At 57.5% G+C, this 18,863-nt stretch carries 18 protein-coding genes and 1 other RNA gene; 17 read left to right on the forward strand and 2 right to left on the reverse strand.

Features of this window, described 5'->3' with window-relative positions; translation table 11 throughout:
* The 10 genes from glyQ to rnpB all read left to right on the forward strand — a co-directional run.
* On the forward strand, positions 1 to 725 hold a 725-nt coding region (gene glyQ, locus BG52_RS06140), incomplete at its 5' end, for a glycine--tRNA ligase subunit alpha (RefSeq protein ID WP_036666977.1).
* On the forward strand, positions 718 to 2,802 hold the full coding sequence (gene glyS, locus BG52_RS06145) for a glycine--tRNA ligase subunit beta (protein ID WP_036581182.1): 2,085 nt from the start codon (positions 718 to 720) through the stop codon (positions 2,800 to 2,802). The genes glyQ and glyS, both read left to right, overlap by 8 nt.
* Before the next feature lie 39 nt (positions 2,803 to 2,841).
* The gene (locus tag BG52_RS06150) at positions 2,842 to 3,693 is read left to right on the forward strand and encodes a pyruvate, water dikinase regulatory protein (RefSeq protein ID WP_036581185.1); all 852 of its coding nucleotides are present in this window, start codon (positions 2,842 to 2,844) and stop codon (positions 3,691 to 3,693) included.
* Positions 3,694 to 3,790: 97 nt separating this feature from the next.
* The gene (locus BG52_RS06155) at positions 3,791 to 4,261 is read left to right on the forward strand and encodes a YaiI/YqxD family protein (RefSeq protein ID WP_036581188.1); all 471 of its coding nucleotides are present in this window, start codon (positions 3,791 to 3,793) and stop codon (positions 4,259 to 4,261) included.
* Positions 4,262 to 4,300: 39 nt separating this feature from the next.
* Entirely contained in the window at positions 4,301 to 6,136 is a 1,836-nt protein-coding gene (gene dnaG / locus BG52_RS06160) for a DNA primase (RefSeq protein WP_036581191.1), read from the forward strand.
* A gap of 36 nt (positions 6,137 to 6,172) precedes the next feature.
* Positions 6,173 to 7,303: an RNA polymerase sigma factor RpoD gene (gene rpoD, locus BG52_RS06165; protein WP_036581194.1), complete on the forward strand. Its 1,131-nt coding sequence runs from the start codon at positions 6,173 to 6,175 to the stop codon at positions 7,301 to 7,303.
* Positions 7,304 to 7,403: 100 nt separating this feature from the next.
* Complete coding sequence (locus BG52_RS06170) at positions 7,404 to 8,231, forward strand: hypothetical protein (RefSeq protein ID WP_036581196.1); 828 nt, start codon at positions 7,404 to 7,406, stop codon at positions 8,229 to 8,231.
* Between the two features lies 1 nt (position 8,232).
* A complete protein-coding gene (locus tag BG52_RS06175; RefSeq protein WP_036581199.1) occupies positions 8,233 to 9,015 on the forward strand; it encodes a tRNA (adenine(22)-N(1))-methyltransferase in 783 nt (260 codons plus the stop codon).
* Entirely contained in the window at positions 8,982 to 10,097 is a 1,116-nt protein-coding gene (locus tag BG52_RS06180) for a Nif3-like dinuclear metal center hexameric protein (RefSeq protein ID WP_036581201.1), read from the forward strand. The genes BG52_RS06175 and BG52_RS06180 overlap by 34 nt, the downstream gene beginning before the upstream one ends.
* 107 nt (positions 10,098 to 10,204) lie before the next feature.
* An RNA gene (gene rnpB, locus BG52_RS14830) (RNase P RNA component class A) lies at positions 10,205 to 10,611 on the forward strand.
* A gap of 119 nt (positions 10,612 to 10,730) precedes the next feature.
* Here the strand turns inward: rnpB and BG52_RS06185 are convergent.
* Complete coding sequence (locus tag BG52_RS06185; RefSeq protein ID WP_036581203.1) at positions 10,731 to 12,608, reverse strand: S8 family peptidase; 1,878 nt, start codon at positions 12,606 to 12,608, stop codon at positions 10,731 to 10,733.
* Positions 12,609 to 12,794: 186 nt separating this feature from the next.
* Here BG52_RS06185 and BG52_RS06190 point away from each other — a divergent pair, with 186 nt between their 5' ends.
* From BG52_RS06190 to thiI, 6 genes are all read left to right on the forward strand, one after another.
* Positions 12,795 to 13,295, forward strand: a complete 501-nt coding sequence (locus BG52_RS06190) for a YpuI family protein (protein ID WP_036581204.1) — start codon at positions 12,795 to 12,797, stop codon at positions 13,293 to 13,295.
* A gap of 54 nt (positions 13,296 to 13,349) precedes the next feature.
* Positions 13,350 to 13,559, forward strand: a complete 210-nt coding sequence (locus BG52_RS06195) for a DUF1540 domain-containing protein (protein ID WP_036581210.1) — start codon at positions 13,350 to 13,352, stop codon at positions 13,557 to 13,559.
* A gap of 4 nt (positions 13,560 to 13,563) precedes the next feature.
* Positions 13,564 to 14,007: a hypothetical protein gene (locus tag BG52_RS14825; protein ID WP_051587554.1), complete on the forward strand. Its 444-nt coding sequence runs from the start codon at positions 13,564 to 13,566 to the stop codon at positions 14,005 to 14,007.
* Positions 14,008 to 14,176: 169 nt separating this feature from the next.
* Positions 14,177 to 14,872 (forward strand): lytic transglycosylase domain-containing protein, encoded by a 696-nt coding sequence (locus BG52_RS16685; RefSeq protein WP_036581219.1) that lies wholly within the window; start codon positions 14,177 to 14,179, stop codon positions 14,870 to 14,872.
* A 132-nt stretch (positions 14,873 to 15,004) separates the two neighbouring features.
* Positions 15,005 to 16,204: a cysteine desulfurase family protein gene (locus BG52_RS06210; protein ID WP_036581221.1), complete on the forward strand. Its 1,200-nt coding sequence runs from the start codon at positions 15,005 to 15,007 to the stop codon at positions 16,202 to 16,204.
* Positions 16,197 to 17,417: a tRNA uracil 4-sulfurtransferase ThiI gene (gene thiI / locus BG52_RS06215; protein ID WP_036581223.1), complete on the forward strand. Its 1,221-nt coding sequence runs from the start codon at positions 16,197 to 16,199 to the stop codon at positions 17,415 to 17,417. The genes BG52_RS06210 and thiI overlap by 8 nt, the downstream gene beginning before the upstream one ends.
* Positions 17,418 to 17,457: 40 nt before the next feature.
* Here the strand turns inward: thiI and BG52_RS06220 are convergent, their stop codons facing one another.
* Complete coding sequence (locus BG52_RS06220; RefSeq protein WP_036581226.1) at positions 17,458 to 18,156, reverse strand: TerC family protein; 699 nt, start codon at positions 18,154 to 18,156, stop codon at positions 17,458 to 17,460.
* Positions 18,157 to 18,307: 151 nt separating this feature from the next.
* Between BG52_RS06220 and BG52_RS06225 the strand changes: the two genes are divergently transcribed.
* A partial coding sequence (locus tag BG52_RS06225; protein WP_051602287.1) for a TerC family protein occupies positions 18,308 to 18,863 on the forward strand: 556 nt, incomplete at its 3' end.

Raw genomic sequence — 18,863 nt, forward strand, 5'->3', positions numbered from 1 at the left:
GGTCCCGCCGGCCGGCGGACGGCCGGTACGGCGAAAATCCGAACCGTCTGTATCAGCATCACCAGTTCCAGGTTATTCTAAAGCCTTCGCCGGACAACATTCAGGAGCTTTATCTCGAAAGCCTGAAGCGTCTCGGCATTGATCCCGCTCACCATGATATTCGATTCGTCGAGGACAACTGGGAGTCACCGACACTCGGCGCATGGGGCCTTGGCTGGGAAGTGTGGCTGGACGGCATGGAAATTACGCAGTTTACGTATTTCCAGCAGGTTGGCGGCATCGACGCCAACCCGGTTGCGGTCGAAATTACGTATGGCATGGAAAGGCTAGCGTCGTACATTCAGGACAAGGAGAACGTATTCGATCTTGAATGGGTGAACGGCGTTACTTACGGCGATGTGTTTCTGCAGCCGGAATACGAGCATTCGAAATACACGTTTGAAATTTCTGATACGGCGATGCTGTTCTCGCTGTTCAATCAGTATGAGGAAGAAGCGAAGCGGACGCTGGAGCACAAGTTGGTGTTCCCGGCTTACGATTATGTGCTGAAATGCTCGCACTCGTTCAACCTGCTTGACGCCCGCGGCGCAATCAGCGTGACGGAGCGGACGGGCTACATCATGCGCGTACGCAATCTGGCGCGTCAATGCGCAGCCGTATACCTGGAGGAGCGCGAGCGTCTTGGCTTCCCGCTGCTGAAGAAAGGGGTGGAACAGCGTGGCTAAGGATCTGCTGCTGGAAATCGGACTGGAAGAAGTGCCCGCCCGCTTCGTGCGGAACGCGATGAATCAGTTGAAGAATAAAACGGAGAAGTGGCTCGGTGAAGCGCGCATCTCGCACGGCGCCGTCGAAGCCTATGGCACGCCGCGGCGGATCGCGGTGCTCGTTCGCGAGCTGGCCGAGAAGCAGTCGGACGTCAGTGAGGAAGTGAAGGGACCTTCACGCAAGATCGCCCAGGACGAGTCGGGCGTCTGGAGCAAAGCGGCCCTCGGCTTTGCCAGAAGCCAGGGCGTCGAGCCTGAAGCGCTGTTTTTCAAAGAGTTGGCCGGTGTCGAATACGTGTATGCGAACAAGAGCAGCGTAGGCGTCGAGACGTTCGGTGTGCTGGCTCATGGTCTGAAGGAGCTCATTACGACGATGGTGTTCCCCAAGAACATGCGCTGGGGTGCGAACGAGCTTCGCTTTGTCCGTCCGATCCGCTGGCTGGTTTCGCTTTTTGGCGAGGAAGTCATTCCGCTTGATATTACGGGCGTCGGCAGCGGCCGTACGACCCGCGGCCATCGGTTTCTTGGTGCGGACGCGACAATTAACCAACCGTCCGAGTATCTGTCGAAGCTGCGGGAGCAGTATGTGATCGCAGATGTGAAGGAGCGCGAGCAGCTCATTCTGGATCAGATCCGCGGGCTGGCTGCCGATCGGGGCTGGAATATCGCGGTGAAGGAGGACTTGCTGGAGGAAGTGCTTTTCCTCGTCGAGTATCCGAACGTGCTGTTCGGCATCTTCGACCCGTCCTTCCTGCACATTCCGCAGGAGGTACTGATCACCTCGATGCGCGAGCATCAGCGTTATTTTCCGGTGCTGGACGCCGAAGGCACGCTGCAGCCGTATTTTGTCACCGTGCGCAACGGCGACCGGACGTCGATCGAGCAGGTGGCGAAGGGCAACGAAAAGGTGCTTCGCGCACGTCTGTCCGACGCGAAGTTTTTCTATCAGGAGGATCAGAAGCTGGCGATTGCGGATGCGAACGCCAAGCTGGAAACGATCATCTATCATGAGGAGCTCGGCACGACCGCCGATAAGGTGCGCCGCATCCGCGCGTTATCCGACCGGATTGCGCAGCGCGTCACTGAGAGCGCGGATACGCTGGGAGACATCAGCCGTGCGGCCGACATCTGCAAGTTCGATCTCGTCACGCAGATGGTGTACGAATTTCCCGAGCTGCAGGGCATTATGGGCGAGGATTACGCGCGTAAAGCGGGCGAGCGGGAGGCGGTCAGCAAGGCCGTGTTCGAGCATTACCAGCCGCGTTTTGCCGGCGACCGCGCGCCGGGAACGCTGGTCGGCGCCGTCGTCAGCCTGGCCGACAAAATGGACACGATCGCCGGCTGCTTCTCGATCGGCATCGTACCTACCGGCTCCCAGGACCCTTACGCGCTGCGCAGACAGGCGGCAGGTATCGTGCAAATCCTGCTGGCCCACAAGCTGCCGGTAACGCTTGGCGAGCTGTTCGATATGGCGCTTGCTACGCATGAAGCACGCGGACTGAAACGCGAGCGCGGTGAAATTCGTAATGATATGCACGATTTTTTTGCGCTGCGCGTCAAAAACGTATTGAACGAGCAGGGCATTCGCTATGATGTGGTCGACGCGGTGATGGCGAGCGGGTTCGATAACCTGACGCTCACGATCGACCGGGCTTCGGCGATTGTGGCCGCGGTTACCGGACACAGCCTCGACGATTTCAAGGCGACGGTTGACGCGTTCAACCGCACGGCCAACCTGGCGGCGAAAGCAACGACGCGCGAGGTCGATCCCGGACTTTTCGCCGACGAGGCGGAGCAAACGCTGTACGAGGCCTGGCAAAGCACGCATAGGCAGGTGGAACAAGCGCTCGCCGGCGGCGATGCGGCAGAGGCCCTTGCAAGGCTGTCAAGTTTGAAAAAGCCGATAAACGGGTATTTCGACCGTGTTATGGTAATGGTTGAGGACGAAGCGGTACGTGCTAACCGGCTCGCGACTTTGGCGGTGGTGGCGGACGATGTCCGGTTAATCGGGGATTTCTCCAAAATCGTCTGGGCGTAAGGTGCAGCGGATCAGGTATCCGTGAAGGGGGAGAGCGGGATGAGTGCGTCGCTAAGCGAGGCCGGCTTGAGTGCGGAGATCGTCATTTATGTGGTGTCGGATTCGGCGGGGGATACGGGCGAGATTGTCGTAAGGGCCGCGGTGGCCCAGTTCCATCCGGTGTACGCCGACATACGCAGGGCGCCTTTCGTGCAGGATGAGGGAACGATTGAGAAGGTGCTGGACAAAGCAAAAGCCGAGAAAGCGGTGATTCTCTACACGCTGGTCATCCCCGGCCTTCGTGATTATATGGCCAGACGGGCAGCCGAGGAGGGCGTTGCCGCCATTGACGTGCTTGGCCCGCTGATCGGGAGCCTCGAAAGCCAGACCGGGATCAAAGCCAGGCAGGAGCCGGGCTTGAACCACGTGCTGGACGCGGATTATTTCCGGAAAGTCGACGCGGTCGAATTTGCCGTCAAATATGACGACGCAAAGGATACGACCGGCGTCATGAAGGCGGACATCGTGCTTGTCGGCGTTTCCCGTACGTCAAAGACGCCGTTGTCCATGTACCTGGCGCACAAGAAGTTCAAAGTCGCAAACGTACCGCTCGTGCCCGAGCTCAGGCTGCCTCCGGAGCTGTTCAAGCTCCCCAAGCACAGAATCGTCGGGCTGACGATCGGCACGCATTACCTGAACATCATCCGCAAGGAGCGGTTGAAGGCGCTGGGCTTGCCGGACAACGCGCCTTATGCCACCACCGAGCGAATCGAGCGGGAGCTTGCCTATGCGGACGACGTCATGCAAAGGCTTGGCTGTGTCGTCATCGATGTTTCGAATAGGGCGGTTGAGGAGACGGCAAGCCTGATTATGGAGTGCGTACGGGGGAACGGTCTGTCAAGGGGCGAATGACGCAGGCCTAAAAGCTCGTTCCCAGGCAGGATTTTTAGGTCCGTCAGCGTATATAATATAAGGCAGGTATCTTTTTCCAGAGTGCGGTGATCAAGCGATGACAACGAAAGTTCCCCGCATCGTCGTCGATGCGGACGCTTGCCCCGTCAAGCGGGAAATTGCCGATACGGCCCGCGCCTTTTCCGTTCCTGTGCTGCTTGTCGCCTCGTACGATCATCGTCTCGAGCCGGAGCCGGGAGTCGAGGTCAAGCAGGTAGACAGGAGCGACCAATCGGTCGATCTCTACATCTCGAACCTCGTTGGGCCCGGCGACATCGTTGTTACCCAGGATTTCGGGTTGGCCACGGTGGCGCTTGCCAAACGTGCGGTGGTGCTGTCGAACCGGGGGCAGCGCTATACCGACGGGACGATCGATTTTCTGATGGAGCGGCGGCACGAGCAGGCAAAGACGCGCAGAGGCGGCGGCAGGACGAAGGGCCCCAAGGCGATGACGGCCGAAGACCGGGGCCGTTTTCAACAAAAGCTGACAAAAGTTTTAGCCGGCATGCAGGAGAATAGTGAACCGTAGCGAATAGTATTACGTGTTATTAGGATGAAGGTGATAGGTATGACAGGCGGCAGGATTCCCGAGGAGGCGATCGAAGCCGTCCTCAAGCATCACGATATCGTCGGAACGGTCGGCAGGTATGTTCATCTAAGCAAAAGCGGGAAATATATGAAAGGGCTCTGCCCTTTTCACTCGGAGAAGACGCCTTCGTTCACTGTTACCCCGGAGAAGGGGATTTTCCACTGCTACGGCTGCGGGAAGGGCGGCAACGCCATTCATTTCACGATGGAGATCGAGGGCTACTCGTTTCCGGAAGCCGTGCGGTTGATGGCGGAGGATGCGGGCGTGCCGGTGACATGGGGGCTATCGCACCCTTCAGGAGAACACACGGCCGAGCAGAGGGACCGCAAGATTCTTCACGAAGCGCATGACTATGCGGCCCGTTACTACCACTACCTGCTTCTCAACACCGAATTCGGCAGAGCGGCCAAAGCTTACCTCCGCGACAGAGGCATGACGGACAAGCTGATCGATCAATTCATGATCGGTTATGCGCCAGATCGTTGGGACGCGCTCACCAAATTTCTGGAGAAGCGGGATTACAGTCTTTCTTTAATGGAGCAAGGCGGGCTGCTCTCGGCCAAGAACGACGGCTCGGGTTACGTCGACCGCTTCCGGGACCGGATCATGTTTCCGATTTGGGACCGCGACGGCAAAGTGATCGCTTTCGCCGGCAGGGTGCTGGGCGACGGGCAGCCGAAATATTTGAACTCTTCCGATTCGATGCTGTTTCACAAAAGCCGCAGCCTGTACAATTTTCATCAAGCGCGGCCGTCGATACGGAAAAGCCGCAAGGTTGTTTTATTTGAAGGTTATATGGATGTGATCAAAGCCTGGCAAGCCGGCGTTCATAACGGCGTTGCAACGATGGGAACGGCTTTTACGGAAGAGCATGCGGAAATTATGCGCCGCAACGCCGACGAGGTCATTATTTGCTACGACGGGGATGATGCCGGACAGGCGGCTGCTCTGAAGACGATTCCGATGCTGGAGAAAACGGGGCTGCGCGTATGGGTTGCGCTCCTGCCCGGCCGGAAGGATCCCGATGAATATATCGCGGAATACGGACCTCAATCTTTTCTCCGGGAGATTATGGACCAGCCGGTATCGGTCACGAAATTTAGACTAATATTTTTACGAAAAAGCCATAAACTCCTAGAAGAAGAAGGACGCAAAAATTATGTCCTCGAGGGAGTCCGCATCGTCGCGGAATTGGACTCGCCCACCGAACGCGAGTTTTACCTCAAAGAGCTTTCCAGGGAGTTCGGTCTTACGCTCGATGTATTAAAGCAAGAGTGCTTTCAAATCCGTGAAACGATGCGAAAAGTGCACCCGCAAAGGGATAAAGACGAACAATCGTGGAATAATGGTATGAATGAAGGACGCCGTACGTCCAATCGTCCTCCAGTAGTGCCTGCCCATCATCAGGTCGAACGCAGGCTGCTGTATTGGATGATGCAGGACGCCGAGGCTGCGGAGCTCGTTCATGACAGGCTCGGCGATGCGTTTAATGTGGAGGATCATGCGGCTTTGGCCGCTTACCTATATGCTTATTATGCGCAAGGAGCCGATCCGGAGGTCAGCCGGTTCATCTCGTCGCTTCGGGATGAACGGCTTGAGAGGACCGCAACGTCCATTCTGAGCATGGATGCCGTCCCGCCTTACGAGGGGAGCGTGCTGGAAGCTCATGTGGCGGACGTTCTGAAGCAGCCCAAGCTTCGCAAGCTGGAAGAACGGAAGGAAGAATGGGTGAGAGCGGAACGATCGGGCGACGTGATCCGGGCCGCGCAAATTGCATTTGAGATTACAACCCTAGAGAGACAGCTGAGAAGCTGACAGCATGAACGCGTCTAGGGAGGAGGGAGTCGGAGTATGGCGAACGATCAACATACGGAATTGGATGCGGAACAGAAATTGGAATTGGTGAAGGACCAATTGATGGAGCAGGGTAAAAAGCGTTCATCCCTGACCTACAAAGAAATCATGGAGAAGCTGTCGCCCTTCGATCAGGATCCCGAGCAGATCGATGATTTTTTTGAACAGCTCGACGATATGGGGATTGAGGTCGTCAACGAGAACGAGGACGAACATCACCCGCTCGGAGGCAACAACGAAGAAGAACGCGAGAACGACGAGTTCAACTTCGACGACGATTTGGCGCTGCCGCCGGGCATTAAAATCAACGACCCTGTGCGGATGTATTTGAAGGAAATCGGCCGGGTGCCTCTGTTGTCGGCCGATGATGAGGTCGAGCTGGCGAAGCGGATCGAGAACGGCGACGAGGAAGCGAAGCGTCGGCTTGCAGAGGCGAACCTGCGGCTGGTTGTGAGCATCGCGAAGCGGTATGTCGGACGAGGCATGCTTTTCCTCGACCTGATTCAGGAAGGGAACATGGGCCTGATTAAGGCAGTCGAGAAATTCGACTATCAGAAGGGCTACAAGTTCAGTACGTATGCAACGTGGTGGATTCGACAGGCGATTACGCGGGCCATCGCCGACCAGGCGCGGACGATCCGGATTCCGGTTCATATGGTCGAAACGATCAACAAGCTGATTCGCGTCTCCAGACAGCTGCTGCAAGAGCTTGGGCGCGAGCCTACGCCGGAGGAAATTGCGACGGAAATGGATTTGAGCACGGATAAGGTGCGGGAGATCATGAAGATCGCACAGGAGCCGGTATCGCTCGAGACGCCGATTGGGGAAGAGGACGACTCACATCTGGGGGATTTCATCGAGGATCAGGAGGCGTTGGCTCCGGCCGATGCGGCGGCTTATGAGCTGCTTAAGGAGCAGCTTGAGGATGTGCTCGATACGCTGACCGAGCGCGAGGAGAACGTGCTGCGGCTCCGTTTCGGTCTCGATGACGGACGGACGCGCACGCTGGAGGAAGTAGGCAAGGTGTTCGGCGTGACGCGCGAGAGAATCCGTCAAATCGAGGCGAAAGCGCTCCGCAAGCTGCGCCACCCGAGCCGAAGCAAGCGGCTTAAAGATTTTCTGGAGTAAAACGGGAGATGACAGACCTTTCTGCGGTTGCAGTCAGGTCTTTTGTTTCATTTGACGCGGCTAGGCTGCGCCGACACTTGGGCTGGGGGATACGACACAAATGAATGAGGACCGCCGTAAAACGATCATCAGGGAAATCGATTATTGGCGACGCAGCAAACTGCTGCCGGAGCAATATTGCGATTTTCTGCTTAACCTGTATATAGATGAGCAAGTGGAGCGTACCCCCGCTGGCTTCACCGGGAAAGCGGCAGCCGCTTTCGGCTACTCCAGCGGCAAACATTGGCTCCTTGCATTTGGGGTCATTCCCTTGATTTACCTGATTTATTTATATTTTAACGCTTTTCACCCGGCATTGCAAACCGGTTTGGCGCTGACGGCGGTGCTCGGGCTGTTGGTATTCGGTCAACGCTACCGCACCAAAAGTGAGGCTGCGGGACTGGCTTATATTGTGCTAGGCATGTTTTTCCTGCTAGGCATCGGACTTTATCTGTTGAGCTTGAACGGGTTGGAAGGCTGGGGGGCAAGCAGCTTGTTTCTGACCTTATGCGGTTTGCTCTGGATCATTTTCGGCACGGCGGCCCGTATTCCCATTCTGCACTTCTGCGGTTGGGCCGCGTTGATTCTGGTCTATGCGGTGCTGCTCATAAAAAGTGCGATCGGAACCGAATGGTATCAGGTTCAGCTTTACTGGGTTCCCGGCGCGTTCGTGTTCGGCTGGTTCAGCTGGTTCGTACATCGGTGGTCGAAGCCCGCGTCTGCCGTCTTGTTCATCACCGCGGTGCTGCTCTGGTTTATGCCGGAGGTGCATAGCGCTTTTCTGGTCGATGGGCGGAGCTGGATTCTACTGCAATTAATCGTTAAAATGGCTTTGGGCGGAGCGATTCTGTTCGCCATCAGAAAACAAGTGATTGCGTGGGTTGCCTGACATGTTGAAATTATCGAAACGGCTTCTGGCCATTGCCGATCTGGTGCCGCCGGGGGCGCGTGTCGCGGATATCGGATCGGACCATGCGCAGCTGCCGGTTTATTTGGTGCAAAGCGGTAAAGCGGTGTCGGCCATTGCGGGAGAGTTGAATGAAGGGCCGCTCCGGGCGGCGCGGAGCCAAATCGCTGCCGCAGGCTTGACCGGCCGGATTCAGGCCAGGCAAGCGGACGGGCTTGCGGCGATCGAAGCGGGAGAGGCCGACTGCGTGACCGTAGCCGGTATGGGCGGCGCGCTAATGTCGGCCATTCTGACGCAAGGCGAGGCGGATGGCAAGCTGCAGGGCGTTACGACGCTTGTCCTCCAGCCGAATGTTGGTGAAGACGCGGTCCGAGAGTGGCTGCTCGCGAACGGATGGTATCTGGCCGCCGAGCGGATTTTGGAGGAGGACGGCAAAATCTATGAGGTGCTGCAAGCCATTAATGTAGCAGATGCCGGGCCGTTGAACCGGGCTTTGTACGATGCGGTTTTTTTGCCGCTTGACCGTGCGCCGGAGGAGAAGCGCGAGTGGCTGATCCGCATGGGGCCCTGGCTGTTGAGGCAGCCGGATGCAGTTGTCGTACGGAAGTGGGAAAGCGAGCAGGACAAGCTGAGGGCCATATGCCGCAGCCTGGGGCTTTCCGAACAACCCGAAGCACAGGAGAAAAGCGCCGTGCTGCTCGGGCACATCGATACGATCGGGGAGGTGCTTGCATGTTTGCACATGGTCAAACCGTCGCTCAACTGATGGAGAAGCTGGCGCCGAAGCATTACGCGGTTGAAGGCGACAAGATCGGCCTGCAGGTCGGCACGCTGCAGAAGGAAATTCGCAAGGTGTTGGTCGCCCTGGACGTAACAGACGCCGTCGTGGACGAAGCGATCGAGGCGGGTGCTGATCTCATAATCGCGCATCATGCGGTCATTTACCGCCCGCTGGCCAAAATCGACACCGCGACACCGGCGGGTCGCTTGTATGAGAAGCTGATCAAGAACGATATCGCGGTCTACATCGCCCATACGAATCTGGATGTTGCGGAGGGCGGCATCAACGACTGGATGGCGGAACTACTGGGCCTGGAGGGACGAGACGCTCTGGAGGAAGTGCATACGGACAAGCTTTACAAGCTCGTCGTTTTCGTGCCGGAACAATATCACGAGAACGTGCTGGAAGCCGTCTGGAACGCCGGCGCGGGCGTGATCGGCCGTTACAGCAAGTGCAGCTTTAATATTGAAGGCGTCGGCACGTTTCAGCCCGGCGAAGATACGAAACCGTTCGCGGGGGAACCGGGCAAGCTGGAGCGGGCCAAGGAAGTGCGCGTAGAGACCGTCGTTCCGGAGCAGGTCCATCGCAAGGTCGTACAGGCGATGCTCAAAGCGCATCCCTACGAGGAAGTGGCCTACGATTTGTATCCGATGGACCTGAAAGGTCGTTCATTCGGTCTTGGACGTGTCGGCAAGCTGCCGGCGGCCGTTCCATTGGCAAAGCTCGCAGAGGACGTCAAACAGGCGTTCGATGTGCCGTATGTCCGCGTAGTCGGCCATCCGGACAAACCCGTTCGCAAGGTCGCGGTGCTGGGAGGCTCGGGCTCGCGGTACGTGCGCCACGCCCAGCTTGCAGGGGCCGATGTGCTCGTTACCGGCGACATCGACTACCATACGGCACATGATGCGCTGGCGGCCGGCATCGCCCTGATCGATCCTGGCCATAATGTCGAGAAAATTATGAAGGCCAAGGTTGCCGAATGGCTGGGCGCCGAGCTGGCCGAGCGCGAATACGTCACCGACGTCATGGCTTCGACGGTCGGTACGGAGCCGTTCCGCTTCGTTTAAGCAGGCGGACACCAACGTCATTGGGCCTGCCGTCACGGTTTCCAACTCTGGCAAACGATCACGGTTGAGCTTTGGACAGATTCTTAGTATACTTACTAGTACGACGGAAAGTTTGACAGACAATCGCCGGCGGCTTCGCGCCGCGGGAGGAAAGTCCGGGCTTCGTAGGGCAGGATGCTGGATAACGTCCAGTCAGCGCGAGCTGAAGGATAGTGCCACAGAAATGGACCGCCGATGGCCGGCATGCCGGCACAGGCAAGGGTGGAACCGTGGTGTAAGAGACCACGAGCGGCGTTGGTGACAACGCGGCTGGTAAACCCCATCCGGAGCAAGACCGAAGAGAACGCGGCGGCGCGCGAGCGTTGCAGTCTTAGCCCGAGACGCGTTCGGGTTGGTCGCTTGAGCCGCCCAGCAATGGACGGCCTAGATAGATGATTGTCGCTTCGATGGTGGGAGGGTCGTTCCCGTTAAGACCACCGGAAGTACAGAACCCGGCTTATGGCAAACTTTCCGCAACGACGGTTGCACGACCTTCAAGGACCCCGGTCCGCGTGGAGGTCTTTTTTACATTTACGACTTCGTATCCTTCAACAAGACAAAGATGGCCCGGAGCCTTAATCGCTCCGGGCCGTTTCATTTTTCTTCCGCAGTGAAACCGTACCGCGCCTTAAGGGAGGCGATGCGGCGTTCCATGCGCTGTGTGACGCCGACCAGAGAGCTCGCCGACTGCTCGGCTGCTTCCAGCGCGCGTACGACGTCGATCTGTCCATATCCGTAATAATTGTCCTTGCCTTTATCGCCAAGATCAGTGGCCGTCGTAGTGAGCAGCTTCATCACCTCCACGTTCGTCAGCGAGGGATTGATCGAACGGATCAATGCGGCCAGCGCCGTTACGTGCGGGCTGGCCATTGACGTTCCGGACAGCGCCGCGTACTGATTGCCGGGGTAGGTGCTCGGGATAGTGTCGCCGGGGGCGGCAACATCGATATAATCGCCGTAGTTGGAGAACGCCGCTTTCTTGGAGTTGGCATCCGTCGCAGCAACGGCTACAACCTCGGGATAGGCCGCGGGATAGCCCGGACGATCCGTGTCGTCATTGCCGCTGGCGGCGATCAGAACGACGTCGCGGTCATACGCATAGCGGATCGCGTCGTGCAGAAATTGGGCCGACGCATAGTTGCCGAGGCTCATATTGATCACTTTGGCTCCATTGTCGGTCGCCCAAATGAGGCCTTCCGCTACCGAATAGGTGGTGCCTGCTCCGGAGCTGTCCAGCACCTTAACCGGCATGATTTTGTTGTACCATGATATTCCGGCAACGCCCTCGCCGTTGTTGACCGAGGCGGCGATAATGCCCGCTACGTGAGTGCCGTGCCCAACATCGTCGTCAGGCGCCTGTTTTTTATCGACAATATTGAGTCCCTGAGCTAGCTTGCCGACGAGATCGGGATGATCGGATTGGACGCCGGTATCCAGCACCGCTATCGCCACTTCCTGGCTGCCTTTGGACAGGTTCCAGCCTTTCTCAGTCTCAATCTGCGGAAGATTCCATTGATACTGGGCATACAGCAGATCGTTCGGGACGATCGGTTTGGCGCTATTTCCGTCCGAATCGCTCAATTCCCCATTGGTCAAGTACAGATAGTGAGGTTCAACATAAACCGGATTCCATTCTTTCGTAAAATATCGCATCATTTTCTCCGCATCCATCGTTGCGGAAGTGAAAACATGGGTGTAGCCCAGCTTGCGGACGGTTTTACCGTTGATCTGCCGCATGATAGCGTTTATTTGTCCGTCCGTGGGCGGTGTTCGGAAACGGACCACCACCTCGTCTATATGATAATGGCTCGCCTGGCCGTTTTCGTCGCCGTTCTTGACCGTAATGTCCTTTGTCGTGTTCGGCAGCGCCGACTCCGTCCGGTACCGGCCCTCCGCAGGAAAAGGGACGAGACGCAGATTGCGCTTCTGGTGCCGCTCGACCTCGTCGACGATATCCTGGCGGACAACGCCGGCAACTCGAGTCCCCGCTTTAGCCGGAACAGCCAGCACCATGTAACGATGGCCGCCGTGAAGCACAGGGTCCGACTCATACCGGGAGCCATGCCCCGCAGCCCGTTCGGCCTGCTCAAGCTCGCGCCCTATTCGCCGTTCGATTCCGGACGGGATTTCTCCGGCGACGGCCCGACTGCCATCCTTGCGGGTTATGCGGACATATTCCATGTGGGGATGCATTTGAAGCATACGCTGAATTTCTTCATGCCCGACGCCGCTGTTTCCAAGCTTGTGGAATTCCCGCGCGGATTCCAGTGTGCACAGTCTCGCCGTCGCTTCGACGTCGCGCCGCACCGACGCCGTTTTGAATCGCTGCTCACGCGCCGTCTTCCCGGCGGCTCCGATGCCGCCGGGCTGTCCGGAACCCGTGTCGTCATCCCGCCAGGGGGTGAAGGTCACGAGCAGCAGTGCGGCAGCGAGCGCCAAGCCGAACCCGATCCATTGTCGTTTATGTGTCATCTTAATTCCAACCTCCAAACGTCTGACTTGTGTGCGGCCTGCGCTTAGGGTAAGAAACCCGGGGGGAAAATATACGGCTGACCAAAGGTGCAATCCAAGCTACAACTTCGTTGTATTTTGTGGTACCATGTTGGTGATGCGACAGACGATCTTGACTGTTTCGGAACTAGAAGGGGGAACACCATTATGCCATCTGCCAATGTTAAACAGCTTAGCGAATCCGCGCACGACAAACTGAAGCAAGCGATCACTCGATTGGAGCCTTTTTTGAATGAAAACGCGCTGCCTCAGCTGATGACGGCCGAGGCCGGAGATCAAGCTGCGGCATTTTATAAAGGGCTGCTGTCAGACCTGCGGCATTTGCTCGTTTTCTCGGAAGTGGCTTACGAGAAGCTGGGCGTGGCGCTGCGCAGACCTAATTTCGATAATGAGTTTGCCGAGAAGGCGCTTTACGAAACGTATCATAACTGTGTAAATGCTTATTTTTATCCGAAGAATGAGGGCTATTCCGAGGATGGACGATATGCGTATACCGGACAAGACGCCATCCGTTTTCGGGCGAAGCCGGTCCGCGCGGCCCGTGACATTGTACTCGGCGTGTCGAAGCTTTATGAGGAACTCCGCGAGGAGCTCGCCTACTACGAGAGTGAATATATGACCCAGCGCAGAATGCAGGGGCAAAAATAAGGCAGGCATAAGTCACCTCCATCGAGGGCAACTTGATAACGGAGGTGATTTTTCATGCCGCAAGGCGTAAAGTGCAGCGTTGCGAATTGCAGCTATTGGGGCGAAGGAAATAAATGCGTAGCGGATCAAATCATGATTGATATCGACCGGCACGCATCGGCTGATTTCAGATCGGAATTCGCCGCAGGGTTAGGCGCCAATCATCGGGATACCGCCAAGAACGCGTCCGTTACTTGTTGTCACACCTTCGAGCAGAAGGTGTAAATCGATGAGCGAAATCGACGAACGTACCGGAGCGGGGACGAGCGGAGTCCGTCCTTCGGCTTCGATCCGCGAGCTGGGTATGAGTGTGGATAATGAGGAGATGGCCGCTGAGCTTGCGGTTCCTCCGACGGGATTGCGAAAGCCGGGCCCGGAATTGCCGACCAACGGCCTGCCTAGCGCGAATGCGGAACGGGATGCGGAGCGGTCGCCCGTCGACGCGCGGTCGGAGCGGACCGATGCGGGGCGCATGGTGGGGTGGTTTGGGCTAGCGTTCGCCATTGCTTCACTGTTCGTGTGGCCGCTTCTTCTCGGTTTGACCGCTGCGGCAATCGGCTATTATGCATTCCGGCAAGGAAGCAAAGCACTCGGCCTGTGGTCGATCACAATCGGATTGCTGGCCGCTGCCGCTTACATCGTCTTTATTCCGATTGCTTATTTGCTCTCATAGCTTGGGCGCGGCGGACGATTATCGTCCGCCGTTTTGTATTCATTCGGCAATGATCCAAAAGGACGGCCGTTCTTGTCGAATTCGGGACTATGCGCAGTCGCTGAAAACGTGTAGAATAAATGCATGATTAATTTTTAAAGGTTGCTTATGGATTCATTGGGAGGCCATAATGAACAGCATAGATCCGCGTTTAGTGAAAACGATGCTTCAGCTTCAACTTATGCCGGCCGTCGACTTGATGTCGAATAGGGGGTCCCGGCTGTCTTCCGTCGATCAAGCAGGCGGCGAGCTTTTCAATTCACTGCTGCAACAAGTGCTCGCCGGCGCTGATTCCGCTCAGAACGGGCTTTACGGCGCAAGTATCGACGTCAATAACGGCGCGACATGGCCTGTTGCGTTTGTTAACGCGGGCGAAGCGGCGCAAGCCGTTGTCACCGTCTCCAGCCGGCCGACCGAGTTCGAGGAGCTGATTGCGCAATCGGCCGCAAAGCACGGCGTCGATCCGGCTCTGATCAAAGCCGTCATCGAGACGGAATCGAACTTTAATCCGAATGCCGTTTCATCCGCCGGAGCGAAAGGGCTGATGCAGCTGATGGACGGAACGGCCCGGGGACTTGGCGTATCCGACTCTTTCAATCCGGCCGAGAACATTGAAGGCGGAACCCGTTTCCTCTCCTACCTGCTGGATAAGTACAATGGTAACGCCAAAGCGGCGCTGGCCGCTTACAACGCAGGACCGGGGCGTGTGGATCGGCTGGGAATCCGCTCCGATTCCGATGTGGAGAACAACCTGGCAAAGCTGCCGGGCGAGACGCAGCGTTACGTCGGCAAGGTGCTGAAGGCAATGGGAGAATACGCCCTTTGATGCGGATTTTCCATCGGCTCAACGCCGCATGAAACATCGATGACCGCCTCTAGGCGCGATCGCTCGACGGGAGCGGCTGCGATAGAGGTTTTTCATTTTGATAAGCCGGTAACGATAGGAGGGGGAGGGCTTGTGCTGTATTTCGATCATTGCGCGTCAACGCCGCCGCACGAAGAGGTAATCCGGACACTGGCGGATGTCATGAAGCTTCATTATGCGAACCCGTCCTCCATCCACAGAAGCGGCGCAGAGGCGGGGAAGCTGATCGAGAGAGCGCGCGCGCTTGCGGCGGAACTGTTCGGAACGAAGCCGAGAGAGTGGATTTTTACTTCAGGCGGAACGGAGAGCAACAATCTCGCAATAAAAGGAGCCGCGCGCGCATTCCGTTCACGCGGCAATCATCTCATCACCTCGCAAATCGAGCATCCGTCCGTTTATGAGGCGTTTCGTTCGCTTGAACGGGAGGGCTTCCGCGTCACTTATGTGCCGGTATCGGAAACGGGCCATGTCGATGTGCGCGACGTTGAGGCGGCATTGACGGAGAGTACGATTCTGGTGAGTATGATGCATGTCAATAATGAGACCGGAGCGATTCAGCCGATCGAGGCCGTCGGCCGCCTGCTGCGAAGCAAGCCGAGAACGCTGTTTCATGTCGACGGCGTTCAAAGCGCGGGCAAGCTTGCCCTTCATCCGGATGGTTGGGGGATCGATCTGCTCACCGTGTCGGCCCATAAGCTGAGGGGGCCGAAGGGCGCGGGCTGGCTTTATGTGCGCGAAGGAATCGGTTTGGAGCCGCTGCTGCACGGCGGCGAGCAGGAGGGCGGCATGCGTGCGGGAACTGAAAACGTGCCGGCAATCGTCGCCTCCGCCAAAGCGCTGCGGCTTGCCCTGGAATCGCAACCGGGGCGCGAGAAACGGATGTATGCCTTGCGGGAGCGGCTGCTGCGCGGCATCGGCGGCATACCCGAGCTTGCGCCGAGCGGACCGGCAGCCGACACGGATCAAGGCGGACGGGGCACTACGGCCGCGCCGATGGCTCCGCATATCGTTCACTTCTGTTATCCCGGCATGAAACCCGAGGTGACGATCCACTTGCTCGAAAAACACGGGATAACGGCTTCCACGAAATCGGCCTGCTCATCGAAGCAGGACAAACCGAGCCGCGTTCTGCTCGCAATGGGACGGGATTCCGCGAGCGCCGGCGGCGGTATACGGCTAAGCCTCGGTGACGAGCATAACGAGAGGGATATCGATCAGTTGACAGAACGGCTTGCGGCTGTGGTGGAGAAGCTGAAGCCGCTTCAGAAAGGAAGTGCGGACAGGGATGTTTGACAGAGTGCTGCTCCGGTTTGGCGAATATATGGTTAAAGGCAAAAACAGAGGACGGTTCGAATCGCAAATGCTTCGCCATGTGCAGTCGGCGCTGCAGTCTTTCGAGCGTTTGACGGTGACGAGAACGTACGGACGCATCTATGTTGCATTAAACGGCGAATCTTACGACGCCGTGGCGGACCGTCTGAAGGATTTGTTCGGCATCGCGTCCTTCAGCCCCGTCAAGCGGGTCGAGACGGAGCTGGACGCCATCCGTGAAGGGACGATTGAGGTTATGGGGTTATTCCCGGATGCCGAACGGACCTTCAAGGTGTCGGTACGCCGGGTGTGGAAGGGATTTCCGCACGATTCGCAGGAAATGAACCATTTGGTCGGCTCGCATGTGCTTCGCGCAACCCCCAAGCTGAAGGTGGACGTCCGGCGGCCCGACGTGGAGCTGAGGGTGGAGATCCACCCGAAGGATACTTATATCTACAGTGAGGTCGTGCCGGGCGGCGGCGGATTCCCCTATGGAACGAACGGCAAGGCCGTGCTGCTGCTCTCCGGCGGCATCGACAGTCCCGTCGCCGGCTGGTCGGCGATGCGCAAAGGGCTGGAGCTTGAGGCAATCCATTTTTACAGCTATCCGTTCACCAGCGAGCAGGCGAAGGACAAGGTCGTCGAGCTTGCGAAGCGGCTCTCCCGTTTCGCCGGACGGCCGCTCAAGCTGCACCTGGTCCATTTCACCGATATTCAGACCTCGTTCGCGCAAGCCAAGCAGGACCGGCTGATCATTACGCTCATGCGCCGCGCGATGCTGCGGATCGCCGAGCGCATTGCGCTGCGCGAAGGCGCGCTTGCCATCGTTACCGGAGACAGTCTGGGCCAGGTGGCGAGCCAGACGTTAAGCAGCATGAATGTGATCGGACGGACCGTGGATTTGCCGCTTCTTAGACCGCTTGTGATGATGGATAAGCAGGAAATTATCGGTCTGGCGGAGCGGATCGGAACGTATGAAACGTCGATCCTGCCTTATGAGGATTGCTGTACGCTGTTCGTGCCGCAGTCGCCTACTACGAATCCTAACCTGCGGGTGGCAGAGACGGTTGAGTCGCATATTCCGGGATTGGAAGAGATGATCGAAAAGGCGGTATCGGGGATGGAGACGTTGAAGCTGACTCCGGACGATACGGGAGCCGGGTTGACCGGCGCGGGCAAGAATGAATGGTTCTAAAGCTTGGAGCTGGAGACAAATCAAAAAGCAGAGATCCCGTTTAGTGGGATTCTCTGCTTATTTGTTGTACTTGCCTTTTCGCACGCGCTTTGTTCGTCCAGTATCCAGCGGCCAGAATGACGATAATCATGAGAAACTCAAAGGAATATTTCAGGACGCCGTTTTCAAATACGGATGCCAGCTGCTTCTCGCTCGCAATCATTTTGGCAGCCGTATAGGCGAGGACCGCAGAACCCAGATAGATAATCCAAGAGAACCGGTTGATGAGCTTGATGAATAGCGTACTTCCCCACACGACTACCGGGATGCTGATGAGCAAGCCGAGAATGACGAGTGTCAGGTCGCCGTGAGCGGCGCCGGCGACGGCAATGACGTTGTCGATGCCCATCGCCGCGTCGGCGATGATGATCGTTTGCACCGACTGCCAGAGCGTGTTGCCCGCTTTGATGTCATGATCGCCCTCCTGCTGCACCAGCAGCTTATACGCGATCCACAGAAGCAGAAGTCCCCCGACGAGCATCAGCCAAGGTACATTGAGGAGATAGACCACGAGCACGGTTGCGATAATGCGGATGCCGACCGCCCCCGCGGTTCCCCAAAGAATCGCCGATTTCTGCTGGTCTTTCGGGAGGTTGCGCGCCGCCAGTCCGATGACAATCGCATTGTCTCCCGCCAAAACAAGGTCAATAAAAATGATCGTCACCAACGCCGTCCAAAATTCGGGTGAAAATAAATCCATATCTGTCGCCCCTCCGTTATGATCTGCACATACCTTTTCTTATACGCAGACGATTATAATAGGATTCAACAATCTTTGGCAAGTCCTGCCGGCCCGGCATATACTCGTCCCGTCGGACATACATTTGTCTAAACGAGGAGGGGAATGCCCGGTGGAAAGTCTCGTCACCTTTGTGGAGATCATGTTGATAAACGTGCTGCTCAGCGGCGACAATGCGGTTGTGATCGCCATGGCGAGCCAGCATTTGCCTGCCGATCAGCGGCAGCGGGCGATTTGGTGGGGCGCCTTTGCCGCGATCGCGCTTCGCTGCTTGCTGACGCTTGCGGCCGTCGCGCTGCTTCAGGTTCCGTATCTGCAAGCGGCGGGCTCGGTAATGCTGTACGCCATCGCCGTGCAGCTGCTGCGTGATTCGGGCGCGCACTCAGGCGGGCCGAAGTTGCGGAAATCGGCCACGCTCGCCTCCGCCGTCTGGACGATCGTGGCGGCCGATTTCGTCATGAGCCTCGACAATGTGTTGGCGATCGCGGCGGTCGCGGAGGGAGAGCCCGTTCTTATAGTGCTCGGAATCGCGCTTAGCATTCCGTTAATTATTTGGGGCAGCAAGCTGATCGGTTCCCTTCTGCATCGACTTCCCCAGCTTATATACGCGGGAGCGGGCCTGCTCGGTTTTGCGGCGGGTAAAATGCTCGTGCACGATCCGGGACTCC

The organism is Paenibacillus darwinianus, from assembly GCF_000598065.1.
Classification (GTDB): domain Bacteria; phylum Bacillota; class Bacilli; order Paenibacillales; family Paenibacillaceae; genus Paenibacillus_I; species Paenibacillus_I darwinianus.